This window comes from Microbacterium sp. Root61, assembly GCF_001427525.1.
In the GTDB taxonomy this organism is placed as follows: Bacteria; Actinomycetota; Actinomycetes; order Actinomycetales; family Microbacteriaceae; genus Microbacterium.
The window spans coordinates 3,198,037-3,211,812 of sequence record NZ_LMGU01000001.1 but is presented as its reverse complement, the minus strand read 5'-3'; the positions used below and the strand labels follow the sequence as shown (position 1 = coordinate 3,211,812).

15 protein-coding genes are annotated in these 13,776 nt (G+C 71.4%); 8 read left to right on the top strand and 7 right to left on the bottom strand.

The features are described 5' to 3' along the window. Positions 1 to 46 precede the first annotated feature (46 nt). From ASD65_RS15070 to ASD65_RS15045, 6 genes are all read left to right on the top strand, one after another. Positions 47 to 1,036 carry a sugar kinase gene (locus ASD65_RS15070; RefSeq protein ID WP_056223853.1) on the top strand — a complete coding sequence of 330 codons (990 nt, stop codon included), beginning with the start codon at positions 47 to 49 and terminating at the stop codon, positions 1,034 to 1,036. Continuing rightward, positions 1,033 to 1,812 (top strand): IclR family transcriptional regulator, encoded by a 780-nt coding sequence (locus ASD65_RS15065; protein WP_056223851.1) that lies wholly within the window; start codon positions 1,033 to 1,035, stop codon positions 1,810 to 1,812. The genes ASD65_RS15070 and ASD65_RS15065 overlap by 4 nt, the downstream gene beginning before the upstream one ends. After that, positions 1,809 to 2,213, top strand: a complete 405-nt coding sequence (locus ASD65_RS15060) for a RidA family protein (protein ID WP_056223849.1) — start codon at positions 1,809 to 1,811, stop codon at positions 2,211 to 2,213. Before ASD65_RS15065 ends, ASD65_RS15060 begins: the two co-directional genes overlap by 4 nt. Before the next feature lie 115 nt (positions 2,214 to 2,328). Continuing rightward, complete coding sequence (locus tag ASD65_RS15055) at positions 2,329 to 3,108, top strand: SDR family oxidoreductase (RefSeq protein ID WP_056223847.1); 780 nt, start codon at positions 2,329 to 2,331, stop codon at positions 3,106 to 3,108. 173 nt (positions 3,109 to 3,281) lie between these two features. After that, the gene (locus tag ASD65_RS15050; RefSeq protein WP_056225049.1) at positions 3,282 to 3,689 is read left to right on the top strand and encodes a transferase; all 408 of its coding nucleotides are present in this window, start codon (positions 3,282 to 3,284) and stop codon (positions 3,687 to 3,689) included. A gap of 40 nt (positions 3,690 to 3,729) precedes the next feature. Further along, the gene (locus ASD65_RS15045; RefSeq protein WP_056223845.1) at positions 3,730 to 4,326 is read left to right on the top strand and encodes a thermonuclease family protein; all 597 of its coding nucleotides are present in this window, start codon (positions 3,730 to 3,732) and stop codon (positions 4,324 to 4,326) included. 10 nt (positions 4,327 to 4,336) lie between these two features. Here the strand turns inward: ASD65_RS15045 and ASD65_RS15040 are convergent, their stop codons facing one another. Next, positions 4,337 to 4,735 (bottom strand): DUF1304 domain-containing protein, encoded by a 399-nt coding sequence (locus ASD65_RS15040; protein ID WP_200948680.1) that lies wholly within the window; start codon positions 4,733 to 4,735, stop codon positions 4,337 to 4,339. Between the two features lie 33 nt (positions 4,736 to 4,768). On the opposite strand from ASD65_RS15040, the gene ASD65_RS15035 reads away from it, so the two are divergent. Continuing rightward, entirely contained in the window at positions 4,769 to 5,596 is an 828-nt protein-coding gene (locus tag ASD65_RS15035; RefSeq protein WP_082561810.1) for a LysR substrate-binding domain-containing protein, read from the top strand. A gap of 218 nt (positions 5,597 to 5,814) precedes the next feature. Here ASD65_RS15035 and ASD65_RS15030 read toward each other — a convergent pair whose 3' ends face one another. The 4 genes from ASD65_RS15030 to ASD65_RS15015 are packed head-to-tail and all read right to left on the bottom strand — an operon-like array spanning position 5,815 to position 11,195. After that, positions 5,815 to 8,295 carry a CHAT domain-containing protein gene (locus ASD65_RS15030; RefSeq protein WP_235566729.1) on the bottom strand — a complete coding sequence of 827 codons (2,481 nt, stop codon included), beginning with the start codon at positions 8,293 to 8,295 and terminating at the stop codon, positions 5,815 to 5,817. 42 nt (positions 8,296 to 8,337) lie between these two features. Further along, positions 8,338 to 10,014: a S8 family peptidase gene (locus ASD65_RS15025; protein WP_056223840.1), complete on the bottom strand. Its 1,677-nt coding sequence runs from the start codon at positions 10,012 to 10,014 to the stop codon at positions 8,338 to 8,340. A gap of 46 nt (positions 10,015 to 10,060) precedes the next feature. Beyond that, entirely contained in the window at positions 10,061 to 10,531 is a 471-nt protein-coding gene (locus ASD65_RS15020; RefSeq protein WP_056223837.1) for a hypothetical protein, read from the bottom strand. After that, positions 10,521 to 11,195, bottom strand: a complete 675-nt coding sequence (locus ASD65_RS15015) for an RNA polymerase sigma factor (protein ID WP_082561809.1) — start codon at positions 11,193 to 11,195, stop codon at positions 10,521 to 10,523. Before ASD65_RS15015 ends, ASD65_RS15020 begins: the two co-directional genes overlap by 11 nt. 103 nt (positions 11,196 to 11,298) lie before the next feature. Between ASD65_RS15015 and ASD65_RS15010 the strand changes: the two genes are divergently transcribed. Next, positions 11,299 to 12,045, top strand: a complete 747-nt coding sequence (locus tag ASD65_RS15010) for a glutamine amidotransferase-related protein (protein ID WP_056223836.1) — start codon at positions 11,299 to 11,301, stop codon at positions 12,043 to 12,045. Positions 12,046 to 12,049: 4 nt separating this feature from the next. On the opposite strand, the gene ASD65_RS15005 is transcribed toward ASD65_RS15010, so the two are convergent. Both ASD65_RS15005 and ASD65_RS15000 read right to left on the bottom strand, forming a co-directional pair. Further along, entirely contained in the window at positions 12,050 to 12,547 is a 498-nt protein-coding gene (locus ASD65_RS15005) for a hypothetical protein (protein ID WP_056223834.1), read from the bottom strand. After that, positions 12,544 to 13,752, bottom strand: a complete 1,209-nt coding sequence (locus ASD65_RS15000; RefSeq protein ID WP_056223832.1) for a cation:proton antiporter — start codon at positions 13,750 to 13,752, stop codon at positions 12,544 to 12,546. Before ASD65_RS15000 ends, ASD65_RS15005 begins: the two co-directional genes overlap by 4 nt. Positions 13,753 to 13,776 lie beyond the last annotated feature (24 nt).

Genomic DNA, 13,776 nt, shown 5'->3' with positions numbered 1-13,776 from the left:
TGCAACGTGCATTGCAACAGGTGTGATTGCAGAGTAATCTCGCGGCATGAGCACGTCAATCCCGACGGCCGGAACGGATCGGGCACACCCCGACCGTCCGCCGCGCGCCGTCGCCTTCGGCGAGGCCCTGGTGGTGCTCGTCCAGACCGAGCCCGGGCCATTGGAGGACGCCGAGAGCTTCCGGCGGTCGCTGGGCGGAGCCGAGACCAACGTCGCGATCGGACTGGTCGCGCACGGCCTCCCGACGACGCTGCTCAGCCGCGTCGGCGACGACGGGTTCGGGCGTTACGTGCGCGCAGAGCTCGAGCGGTTCGGGGTGGACACGTCGATGATCGAGGTCGATCCGGTGCGATCCACGGGCGTGTACGTGAAGGAGGTCGGCGGTGCCACCGGCTCCTTCACCGACCTCGGGCCCGGCCGCAGCGCGATGCACTACTACCGCGCCGGATCGGCCGGCTCCCACCTCTCCCCCGCTCTGCTGGACACGCCGAGAGTGGCGGCGACGCTCGACGCTGCGACCCTCGTGCACACCACGGGCATCACCCCGGCGCTCTCGTCCCACGCCGCGGCCGCGCAGCGTCTCCTCGTGGATCGGTCGCGCTCGCGCAGCCTCGTCGCGTTCGACCTCAACTGGCGCCCGGCACTGTGGCACGGCCGCATCGAGCACGGGCGCGAGCTGCTGGCGGGCTTCCTGCAGACGAGCGACATCGCCCTCACCGGACTCGACGAGGCGTCCGCCGTGTTCGGCACCCGCACCGCCGACGACATCCGGCGGCGGTTCCCCGAGCCACGCTGGCTCATCGTCAAGAACGACGGGGGCGCGGTCAGCGCATACGACGGCGACGAGCGGGTGGATGTGGACGCGCACGAGGTCGCGGTCGTCGAGGCCATCGGCGCCGGCGACGCGTTCGCAGCCGGGCTGCTCGCCGGGCTCGCACGCGGAGACGCCTTGCGCGACTGCGTGGAGCACGGCCACGCGACCGCCGCACGGGCGCTGCGCACCTCCTCCGACCACGTCGCGGGAGGTGTGCGATGAACCAGAGCGTCGCGCGATCCCTCGAGCTGCTCATCGCCCTGCAGGACGGCCCCCGCACCCTCGAGGAATGCGCCACCCGGCTGGGGGTGCACAAGTCGACAGTGCTGCGGCTGCTGCAGACGATGGAGGCGGAGCGCTTCGTCACCCACGACGCGCAGCACCGCTATCGGCTCGGCAGCCGCCTGTTCGACCTCGCGAATGCAGCGCTGAGCCAGCGCGACGTGCGCGCGGTGATCCGTCCGCACATCGAGCAGCTGAGCGCACTGACCGGACAGACCGTGCATCTGGCCGCGTACGAATCCGGCGAAGTGGTCTACATCGACAAGATCGACGCCCGCGACGGCATCCGGATGTCCTCGCGCGTCGGCTCCCGCGCGCCCCTGCACTGCACGGCGGTGGCCAAGGTGCTCGTGGCTGATCTGCCCGAGGCACAGCGGGTGCGGATCGCCGCAGAGATCGACTACCAGCGGTACACCGACCAGACGATCCTCGACCCCGAGCGCTATCTCGCCGAGCTGGAACACGCCCGCGCCGACGGCTACGCGCAGGACCGACGGGAGCACGAGTCGTTCATCACGTGCATCGCCGCACCGATCCGCGACGGCAGCGGCGCCGTCGTGGCCGCGGCATCCCTCTCCGTCCCCCACGTCACCCTCGACGAGCGCGGCGTCTTCGCCTTGCGCCCACTGCTGTTGCAGGCCACCCTGGCCGCGTCGATCGACCTGGGCTGGGCACCAGCACCCGAGATCCCCCCTGCTGAAGGAGCATCCGAATGACCGATGTCAAGACCCGCGTCTCCACCACCGGCGCGCCCGCGCCCGCCCACACGTTCTCGCAGGGCGTGCGCAAGGGCCCGATCGTGCAGGTGTCCGGGCAAGGACCGGTCGATCCCATCTCGGGCGAGTATCTGCACGCGGGGGATGTCGCCGCCCAGACGCTGCGGACGCTGGAGAACGTGAAGGCGATCGTCGAGGCGTCCGGCGCCACCTTCGACGACGTCGTCATGCTGCGCGTGTACCTCACCACCCGCGACGACTTCGCTCTGATGAACGAGGCGTACGGCGAGTTCGTCTCCGCGCACACCCCCAGCGGCGTGCTGCCGTCGCGCACGACGGTCTTCACCGGCCTGCCCCGCGCCGAGATGCTGGTCGAGATCGACGGCCTCGCCGTCGTCTGAGCGGACCGATTATTCACGGCGCGACACGCTGTGCCGGCTGCCTGCCCGCGACAGGATGGGAGGAGAGCCCGTCCGGGGCGGACGGGTCGCGATCCAGCTGAGAGGCAGGAACACCATGTCCCGCACCTACGTCATCACCGGAGCCGCGAGCGGCATCGGCCAGGCGACATCCCAACTGCTCGTCGAGCGTGGTCACCGCGTGATCGGGGTCGACATCAGAGATGCCGACGTCGTCGCGGATCTGTCCACCACCGAGGGCCGCGAGGCGATGGTGGCCGGCGTCACCGCAGCGAGTGGCGGCGTGATCGATGGGGTCATCGCCAACGCCGGGCTGTCGGTCCCCCAGGCCGTCACCGTGGCCGTGAACTTCTTCGGGGCGGTCGCGACGCTGGAGGGACTGCGTCCGCTGCTGGAACGCTCGGATGCGCCGCGGGCCGTGGCCACGGCATCCATGGCCTCCCTGTATCCGCCGGATGACGCACTGCTGGAAGCCCTGCGCCTCGGCGACGAGAACGCCGCCCTTGCTCGAGCCGCCGAGCTGGAGGCATCGCCGCAGCATGCGAACCTCATCTACGGCACATCCAAGCGCGCGCTCGCACAGTGGATCCGTCGCGCTGCTCCCACCCCCGAGTGGGCCGGCGCGGGCATTCCCCTCAACGCCGTCGGCCCGGGCGTCGTCGCGACCCCGATGACGGCCGGGCTGACCACGACCGCGGAGGACCGCGACGCGCTGCTGCAGCAGGTGCCGATGCCGCTGAACGGCATCTTCGGACCGCGGGATGTCGCGTATCTGCTGGCCTGGCTGACCAGCGAGGAGAACGCGCATCTGTGCGGACAGGTCGTCTTCATCGACGGCGGATCGGACGCCGTGATGCGCGGCGACTCCACCTGGTAGCCCTCCTCCGACACGCGCACGGCCGGTAGTCGACGCATCACGCCGGCCATGCGTGGCGGTCCCCGCAATCCGTTCGCCCCACTCGCTGCGAAGAGCACGATGCACGGGAATGAATTCCCTCGTTCGGAGGTTATTCATTTACTCGGCGCATGAAGGCGCTGCAGGAGGGGATCGTGGGCAAGAACTACGTCGACATCGAGAACGACCTGGGCGAGACGCTGCGCTATCGCAAGCACGTCAACGGTCGGGGTTTGATCGCGCACGGCGCCAAGGTGCACCCAAGCGCGATCGTGGACAGCGGAGCGTATGTCGAGCCCGGCGTGCAGATCGCGGCGGGCGCACACGTCGGACGCGGTGTCTGGGTCGAATCCGGCGCCATCATCGGGCCCGACGCCGAGATCGCCCCCCTCGCCCACATCGGCTCGCGTGCGGCCATCGGCGCCGGCGCCAAGATCGGCGTGCGCACCCAGGTCGGCACCGACGCCCGGGTAGCCGTCGGCTCGCTCATCGGCGACGACGAGATCATCGCCGACGGCGAGCGCGTCGCCACCGACCGTCGCGGACTGCGCCTGGCCGCCTGACCCACCCGGACGCGTCGCGGGATGCCGCTACTCTGACGCGGTGGCACACAACTCCCGGCGACGCGGGTCGCTCTGGTCGCTGATCGGCGTGCTCGCACTCGCGGCCGCGATCGTCCTCGGATGGATGGTGTGGACCGGCGGATCCCCCGGCGACGCCGAAGAGGATGCCACCACCGCGCCTCCCGCCGAGGAAGTGCCGTCACGCCCCGCGGACGCGTTCGCCCTCACGGTGAACTACGTGTTCGACGGCGACACCATCGAGGCGACGATGGTCGCACCGAACGACATCGTGACGACCTCGAACCCGATCCGCATCCGGCTGATCGGCATCGACACGCCCGAGGGCACGCCGACGCCGGAGTGTTGGGCGGACGAGGCCCGCGCACATCTCAGCGAGCTGCTGCCCGAGGGCGCCACCGTGTGGGCGGCACCCGACAGCGACACGTGGGACGACTACCGGCGACGCCTGTTCAACCTCTGGACCGACGACGGCCGGTTCGTGAACCACGAACTCGTCGTGGCCGGCGACGCCGAGGCGATCCGGGTCTGGCCGAACGTGCGGTACTACGACCTGCTCAGCGATGCGCAGAGGCAGGCCGAGGCATCCGGAGTCGGCCAGTGGGGCGCGTGCGGCTGAGGCCTCTGCGTCAGGCGAACAGGAACAGCACGAACCCGATCAGCGGGAGCGTGCCCTGCACGAGCGCGGGGCGCAGGTACTTAGCGCCCGAGGTCGTGAGCACGAGCGCCGCCGCGAGCATCGAGCCGAGGCTGAACAGCACCAGCGTGCGGCCGGCGACATCCGCGACGGTCCCCGGACCACCGGCCCAGAAAAGCACGATGCCGAGGACCGCGCCGATGGCCAGGAACAGGTTGTAGAACCCCTGGTTGTACGCCATCGGCTTGGTGATGTCGGCGGCCGCCTGGTCCGCGACGCCGAAGCGCTTCCAGACTCGGGGCTGGGTCCACTGCACGCTCTCCATCACGAAGATGTAGACGTGCAGCAGCGCGGCGAGTGCTCCGAAGACGGTGGCGATGATCGCGATCATGAGCGAACTGTATCGCCCGAGTACGCTGGCGTGATGGCGAAGAGCGGCAATTCCTCAGGCAAGAAGCGGGATGCCGCACCCGCTCGTCCCACCAAGGGCAAGCTGACGCGCGGCGCACAGCTGGCGGCGTCGAAAGGCGGCAAGCCCGGGGTGAAGGGCGCCAAGCCCGGCGCCAAGGGTGGCAAGCCCGGCACTCCGGCGAAGGGCAGAGCCCCTAAGCGCCCCGCCGCGACACCGGTCGCGCCGGAGTCCGAGACGCTCGCACCCGCTGCGGTGTTCCGTCTGGGCATGGTCCCGGGGGCGACTCCCGGCAAGTGGATCGACGCCTGGCACGAGCGCATGCCCATGACGGCGATCGAGCTCGAGCCGATCGAGCTGCGCGACCAGCACGACCGTCTGCGCGACGGCGGGATCGATGCGGCCCTCGTACGACTGCCCCTCACGATGGACGGACTGTCCGTCATTCCGCTGTATGACGAGGTCGCCGTCGTCATGATGAACGCCGATTCGTCGCTCACCGTCGCGGAGGAGCTCGATCTCGCCGACCTCGCCGGGGAGATCGTCATCGCCCCGCTCGACGACGTCTACGGCCTCGAAGTCGCCGGAGCCGTCGCCCCCGCCTTCGAGCCGCCCGCCGACACGGCCGAGGCGGTCGCCACGGTCGCCGCGGGTGTCGGGGTGCTGATCGTGCCGCTGTCGCTCGCGCGACTGCACCGTCGCAAGGACGCCCCGCACCGCCGGCTCCGCGACGGACCCACCTCGACGGTGGCGCTGGCCTGGCCCACCGACCGCACGACCCCCGAGGTCGAGGCGTTCATCGGCATCGTCCGCGGGCGCACCGCCAACTCGTCCCGCGCCTGAAGCAGGCCTCCGGGCCGAAGACAGGGGATGTCGCCGACCTGGGTCTCTGCGACATCCCCCGCTGGCTTCGACGAACAGCGACCTGCGTGCCCCCACACGCCCCCGAAAACCGCTGTGCCCCCAGTACGCCCGGCTCCCCGCCGGGCGCATGCGTTCCGTCTGTTCCATGCATCCAGAGTCCGCCGCGGACCTGCTGATACATCGGCGCGGAAGTATTCTCAGAAGCCCGCGCCGTGCGTCTGGAACGGGGAGACGAGTCCGGTCAGAGCGGATGCCGCCGCCAACGCCGCGGCCGGGGGAAGCCCGACGGCCAGCCCCTCGTGCATCGCCCCCAGCAGTTCGCAGGCGACGTCGTCCGCGACGATGACCGGGGTGGCGATGACGGCCCGGGTGCCGGCGTGCAGCCAGACGCGCGTCATCCCGACCGCCTCCTCCCCCCAGCGCACCGAGGAGCGCCCGACCTCGCACGCCGACAGCACGACGACCGACGGGACCCGCGGCATCCGATCGATGTCGTACCCGAACAACGCACCATCGGCCAGCTCGAGACCGGAGAACAGCGCGTTGTCGGCGGCGTGGCGCCCGTGGGCGGCGATGTGCAGGAGGTCCACCTCGGCCGCCAGCGTCGTGACGGCGTCGACCGTCGCCTCCGAGCCGCGCAGCAGCCGCGCAGACGTCCAGGCGGATGCCGCGGCCGTCACTTCCTCGTCTCCACGGGCGACCCGCGGACCGACGGCGAGAGCCACCGTCGTCGGCGCGACGCGCGCGGTCTCGCGGCGGCTCAGCCACGCGGTCGCGGAGACGGCGAGGGTGAAGGTGCGTCCGTGCATCGCGGGCAGCATCCCCCACGGCACCCCGTTCAGGATGCCGGGGACGGTGATCACCAGGCGCCGGTCGCCGGCCACGGCGACGGCCTCGTCGAGCAGCGCGGAGGACAGCCGCGCGAGACGATCGTCCAACGACCGTCGCACGACGTCGGCCAGCGGTCCGGTCCGCACCGTCGCCGACATGTCGAGGTCGGCGCGCAGCCCCGGCAGCGCCTGCCGCACGGCGGGCCACTGGGTGACGTCGATGACGGCCTCGCGAGAGCGGGTGACCACCAGCGCCGTCAGCGCCGAGCCGGAGAAGATGTAGGCGATCAGCGCCGTGTCCTCGTCCAGTCCGGCGCGCAACTGCTCCAGACCGACATGGTCCTCGAAGGTCACCGAGCTCGTCGCCGACCACTGCCGCTCGCGAGCACGGTGCTGCAGCTCAGCCGCCCGGGGGTCGGTGAGCCACGCGCCGGTCGGATCGTCGGCGCGCAGCATCCGCAGCTGGGCCAGGTCCTCCGCGAGCTCGGGGTCGGGCGGCGGCCGCACCGGCACCACCTGCTGGCTGAGGTGGCGGGCGCGCTCGGACCACTCGAACAGCACGTCGGGCCGCCGCGACCGCACCGCCGCGGCGAGTCCCGCGAAGATCAGTCCGTTGCCGTGCATCCCGATCGAGGTCTGCAGGTCGAGGCTGCCGAAGTCCCGCTGCCACCGCCCGAGCGTCTCCAGCCCCGCCGCCGCATGACGACGGGCCTCGCCGTCCCTCCCCCGCGCCGACGCGCGTGCCGCACGGACCTCGTGGGCGAGCAGCCGCACATCCATCGACGCCGTCGACGGTGGGCGGAGCATCCGCGCGGGGCCGTCGTGCGCGTGTCGTGCACGCCACAGCTCCCGCGACATCCGGAGCGCGGCCGCCTCGCTGCGGAACCCGCGGGCCTCCAGGTCGGACGCGACCAGCTCGACCTCTGCGGCCGTCGGGGTGCGGCGGGGCTCGGGCACCCGCTCGCCCACCTTCGCCGGCCCGCCTCCGGACAGGAGTGCGCGCAACCGGACCGCGTCGGCACGCGCCGCCCACGTCTCGTTCCCGAGGGCGCGGAACCGACGGCCGGCGGCGGCGGCCAGACGGCCGGCGGCGACCGGATCGTGCATCAGCTTGGAGCGCGCGAGGTTGAACTCGGCCTCGGCCCGCGACTGCGGCATCCGGTGCGAGCCGAACACCGTCGCGGCCCGGGTCAGGATGCGCTCGGCCTCGGTGGTCAGGCCGGCATCGCGCAGCACCTCGGCACGGTCGACGTCGCCGACGGCGGCAGCGACGGGAGAGGATGCCGCGAACGGCCGTGCAGCGAGCATCTCGTGCAGCGCCGCGACGAGGTCGCCGGCCAGGAGGGCGACGTAGCCGAGGTTGTGGCGGGCCTGCCCTTCGTCGGTCGGCAGGCCGTGGGCGTGGAACGTCGTGATCGCGGCTTCGAGGTCGGCCGTGGCATCCTCCAGGCGCCCGAGCTGCAGGCTCACCAGACTGCGGTTCACCCGCGTACGAGCGGCGGCGACCGAGTCGTCCTCGAGGCGGACGATCGACGCGGTCAGCAGCCGGACGGCGTCATCCAACCGACCGCCGTAGACCGCGAGCGCACCCAGCTGCCCGTTGAGCACAGCCTCGGTGTGCGCGGAGATGCCGGGCATCGCCATGGCGCGACGGCACAGCTCTTCCGCCTCCGCCGGACGTCCCGTGCGCTGCAGGATCACGGCGCGCGTCCCGAGGATGCGCGCGTCCAGGTCCGGGTCCTCGACGCGCGCGGCCGCCTCATCCAACGCGCGCAGCGCCCGGGCGTACTTGCCGTGGATCGTCAGCTCGACGGCACGACTGTGCAACTCCCCAGGTGTCCGCGCCACGGGCTCATCATGGCGTACCCCGCGGCGGAACGCATCCGCCAGTCAGCCTGCGGGGTTCGGCAGCTCCTCGAGGACCGTGCCCTCCGCGGTCCGCAGAGCCGTCGACCGATCCTCGGCCGTGCCACCCCCCGTTCCGTCCATGAGTCCGGCGGCGACGATCGCAGCGAGCCTCCCCGCGACGAACGGTGCCGCGAATGAAGTGCCGCTCCAGAGCGAGAAGCCGCCGGTGAAGTCATCCGGGTCGATGTTCTCGCGCCGCAGACCGTACCTGTCGTTGCGCGCACCGGCCTGCACGCCCCCGTTGAAGGGCGGTGCGGTGCTGAGCAGCGACGCTCCGGGCGCGTAGACATGCACCCAGTCGCCGACGTTGCTGAACAGCGCCATCGAGCGGCGGTTCGGGTTCAGCGCGCCGACCGCGACATGCGGTGCGGCATCCGCCGGATCCTCGACGACGAAGTCGGCTCCGGGCCAGTCCCACAACGCGGCGGGAAACGTCGGCCGGTCGGTGGCGTCGTTGCCGGCGGAGCACACGATGGCGCATCCGTGACGCCGCGCGGCCACCAGCAGCTCGGCGAGCGTATGGTCGAACAGCTCGTCGTCCGGGGTCTCGTGGTAGTAGCCGAGCGACAGGTTGATCACGTCGATCGCACGCCCACCCTCTTCCGGGGTGGCCGCCATCCACTTCACGAGCGAGCGCACGGCGAGCATCAGCTCGCCCTCCAGCACCGTCCCCATGCTGTCGGCGACCCGCACCGCGATGAGGTCCGCCTCGGGCGCGACCTGCCGGATGATGCCGGCGATGAAGGTGCCGTGCCCGGCGGAGGGATCGAGGGCGCCGTCGAACGGTCCGGTCAGGTCGCCGTGCAGCTCCGGGTCCGTCACATCGTCGACCAGCCCGATCGGGTTGCCGTCGAAATGCGGCTTGCGCGTGACGATCCCCTCGGGCAGCCACGGATGGATGCCGCATCCCGTGTCGAGCACCGCGATCACCGGTCGGCGCCCACCCTCGACGATCGCCGCGGTGCGCTGCGGCCCCGCGCCGATGTAGTCCACGGCCTGGTGCCCGCCCATCCCGGCCGTGGCGTAGCTGCCCGGGCCGGGGGCGTTCGTGGATCCGTACGGGTTCGTGCTCCCGTACGGATTGGTGGAGCCGTAGGGATTCGTCGAGCCGTACGGGTTCGTCGAGCCGTACGGGTTCGTGGAGCCGTAGGGGTTGGTGCTGCCGTAGGGGTCGACGGTGATCAGGTGGTCCAGCCCCACACCCTGTACGTCTTTGCCGTACCGCGCCCGCACCCGCTGCAGCAGGCGCCAGGCGTCGATCGGCGGCACCGGCTGGTCATCCTTGTCGGGGCTGGGCTGCGGGAAGATCCCGACCCGGTGGATCGTCGGCAGGTTCAGGGCGTCCCGCGCACGCTTCGCCCGAGCGGATGCCGCGGCCTCATCCAACGGCGTCCCGTCGAGGTTCTGCAGCTCGATGCCCCACCCGAAGTCTCCCGCTGCTTCGCGCAGCCGCTTCAGCAGCTCTTCGAGCCGGCCGTCGGTCGCCGTGATGAGCAGATGCCCGGCCGCATACGAGGTCGGGTAGGCATCCACCCCCCGGACCGGCTCGCTCGACGGATCCAGCGGAATGCCGCGCCCGCGCGTCGCGTCGAAACGCTCGCGCCATTGGGGCGGCCGCGCGCGGCCGTCGTCGGAAGTGGGAGGCGTGGCATCGGTCATGGGCGTTCCTCAAGGTCGGCCGCGACCCCCAGGTCGCGGCATCCGGTCAGACTTCGAACTGCGGTGTCTCGAACTCGTGCATCTCGCCGTCGGAGCCGCGCACGACCAGACGGATGCGCGAGACGCCCGGCGTGACGGCGTCGAACGCGAAGCGGCCGTGCTCCCCCGGGTCGGCGGACCACTCGCGCTCGCCCTGGGTGAGCCGGATCGCCAGCGGCAGGGCGTCCACCCAGCCGTCGACGCGTCGCGAGCCGTCCTCGACCGTCGTCACGTGGACGAGCACGCTCGTCTCGCCGTCGCTGAACTGCAGCGTCGCGGTATCGGCCTCGCCCCGCACGGCGGCCAGATGCGCGCCCTCGACGAGGGTCAGCAGCGCGTACTCGCGGCTGAGGTCCTCGACCGCGACGGCGGCGACCATCCGGTCTATGAGATCGGCCGGCATCGGATCCACCTCCCGCCACGTCTCACGCAATCGCGCGAAGACCGCCGCATCGGCGGCGAAGTCCTCAATCTCCATGGTGGTCTCCTCCCCATCCGTCGCCCTCGATCAGAGCGCGGAGTTTGCCCAGGCAGCGCTGCCGGGTCGGCCCGATCGAGCCGATCGGCATCGCGAGGTCCTGGGCGATGCGTGCGTAGTCGGGCCGTTCGTCGAACGCGACCACTCGCAGCAGCCGCTGACAGCGGTCGTTGAGCTTCGACACCGCCGACCACAGCCGATGCGATTCGTCGCTGACCGTGGCCGTGTGCTCGGCCGACTCGGTGCTCGGCAGATGCGGCTCGAGGTCCTCGGTCTCGGTGGGGTCGGCGCGACGGTGCAGCTTCCCCACACGCCAGGCCTCGCGTCGAGCGCAGGTCGTCAGCCACCCCGACACGGCGAGCGGTTCGGCGATGGAGTCGTGGCGCCGCACCAGCGTCATCCAGGTGGTCTGCACGACGTCTTCGGCGAGGGCGCGGTCCAGACCGTACGCGCGCACCACGTGCCACAGCACGGGGGTCATCACGCGGACGAGCTCGTCCATCGCCCGCGACTCCCCCTCCCTCCAACGGATGAAGAGCGCGGCAGCGCGCTCCCACCGGGGCAGGTCGGCGGTGGGCTCGCCGGGGTCGCCGGGGAGGGCGCCCCCCGCGTCCGCAGGCTCGCCGGAATCACCGAGGGGCGCTGCGCGGTCTCTCGCGGTCATAGCGCCCATTGTCTCCACATCACCAGAGAGCGCGGTAGTGCCGCCTTGATACACCGAGTTCGGAACGCTGACACCAGGGCCGCAGCGGCCTAGAATCCACCCCATGACCTCTGCGCCGCTTCTGTACGTATGCGTGCGCCCGCAGCAAGGCGCGGCCGCAGCCGAGTACGAGTCCTTCCGCCTGGCGACGCATCTCGACGAACGCGACCTCGCGCAGCACGATCTCGTGCGCGAGCCCCTTCCGGACGATGCGTTCGAGCGCTTCGGCGGTTTCGTGATCGGCGGGAGCCCGTTCAACGTGGCCGACCCCGAATCGACCAAGACACCCGTGCAGCGACGGCTCGAGAGCGACCTCGAACGCATCGCGACAGCTGCCGCCGCCGCGACCACCGCCGCACTGTTCACCTGCTACGGCATCGGCATCGTGACGCGGATGCTGGGGGGCGAGGTCACGAGGGCATTCCCCGAGGACACCGGCCCGGTGACGATCTCGCTCACCGCGGCCGGCGGGCGCGACCGGGTGCTGGGCGGGCTGGCGACCCGGTTCACCGCCCTCACCGCCCACAAGGAGGGCGCCCGGTCGCTGCCGCCCGGCGCCGAGCTCCTCGCGACGAACGAGGCGTGCCCCGTCCAGGCCTACCGCGTCGGCGATCGGCTGTACGCGACGCAGTTCCACCCGGAGCCGACGACCCGCGCATTCACCGAGCGGATGGCCGTCTACCGGGACGACGGCTATTTCGACTCCGGCGACTTCGACGCGATCGCGGGACGCGTGCTGGCGGCATCCGTCACCGAACCGGCGCGCTTGCTGCGCGCGTTCGCCCGCGAGTTCGGTTCCGCGGAGGGCTGAGGGCTCAGTCCATGGCGGGTGCGTCGTCCGCGCTGCGCAGCAGCAGGTCGATGCGGTCGTCGAGGTAGCCGACCAGTGGCGCGATCGCCCCGGCTGCGCTCCACCGCACCCCGAACGCACCGTCCTGCGTCACGAGCGGGCCGCCGGTCGCACCGATCGCGTCGAGGTCCACTGCGCGCCATCCGAAGTGCACCGGTGTGCCCTCGGCGAAGCCGCCGCGGAATGCGGCCGCCGCGAGCTCGGCCCGTCGTCGCTGCGACTCGGCGGCGAACCCCCGGCGCACCTCCTCGTGCGAGGAGACGATGTCGCCGGTGGCGAGCACGGCGTCCGGCGTGAGCAGCAGCACGCCGAGGTGCCACGCCCGACCGCGCGGCACGATCCGCGGCGGGCGGGAGAGTCCGAGGATGCGTCGACCGAGGCTGAGCTCGCCCAGCGCCTCCGTCGGCGCTTGCGCCAGCCGGGCGCGCGCGTCGGCGAACAGAGCGGCGATCGAGTCGGTCATCTCGGGGGAACGAGCGGGTCGTACGCCGGGGAGGTGACGACCTCGCGGTCGCCGTGGAGCGACATTCCGATGAGCGGGAACAGCAGTACTGACAGCATGCCCGCACCGACCAGCGCCGACGCCATCCCCGACGAGATGAGGCCTTCGTCGACGCCGATCGCGGTGACCGCGACGATGATCGGCAGCCCGGTGGAGCCGAGCAGCAGCATCGCCATCCGGTCTTTGCGCGACGAGCCGACGGGGAGCGCGAGCGTGGACGGGAGGCCGCGGACGATGAGCAGCAGCACGAGGAGGATCGGCACCATCACCATGACGCGCCAGTCCGAGACCAGCGCGTCCAGGTCGAAGGTGACACCCGTGTAGATGAAGAACACCGGCACGAGGAAGCCGAAGGCGACGGCCTCGACCTTGCTCTCCACGGCCTCGCGGTCCTCATGGTTCGCGTTGCGCATGATGAGCTGCCACACGATGCCCGCGGTGAAGGCGCCGAGCAGCATGTCCAGGTCCATCCAGATGCTCAGCACGACCAGCGCGCCCAGGATCAGGAACACGATGCGCACGGCGACCTGACCCGACGTGTGCAGCGTCGCGTTCACGAAGCGGTGCAACCGGCCGTGCGGCGCGCGCATCGCGAGCCAGATCGATCCCCCCGCCACGAGGATGAACGCGGCGAGCACGAGCGTGGAGAGCTCCAGGTTGCGCGCCCCGAGGAACAGGGAGATCGCCACGAGCGGACCGAACTCGCCGACCGCGCCGACGGCGGTCACCGCCTGGCCGAACGGGGTGCCGAGCTCCTTCGCATCGCGCAGGATCGGCATCAGCGTACCCAGCGCGGTCGAGCACAGGGCGACGCCGATCACGACCGCGGCCTCGCCGGGCTGCAGCAGGAATCCGGCCGCGACGCCGGCGGCGAGGCTGATCAGCCAGCCGAGCGACGCCCGACGGATGGGGCGGCCGGCGATCGCGCCGAAGTTGATCTCGGAGCCGGCCATGAAGAAGAGCATCGCCAGGCCGAGGTTGGAGAGTTGCGAGAACAGCTCGGAGGGCTCGATCAACCCCAGAATGCTCGGGCCGAACACGATGCCGAGCACGAGCTCGAACACCACGATGGGGATGCGCACCCAACGACCCAGCATCCGTCCGAGGATCGGTGCGAGGACCGCCAGGAGAGGGATGAGGAAGAACCCGGAGTCCACGACACTCATCCCGTCAGCGTAGTGGCCGCGCGC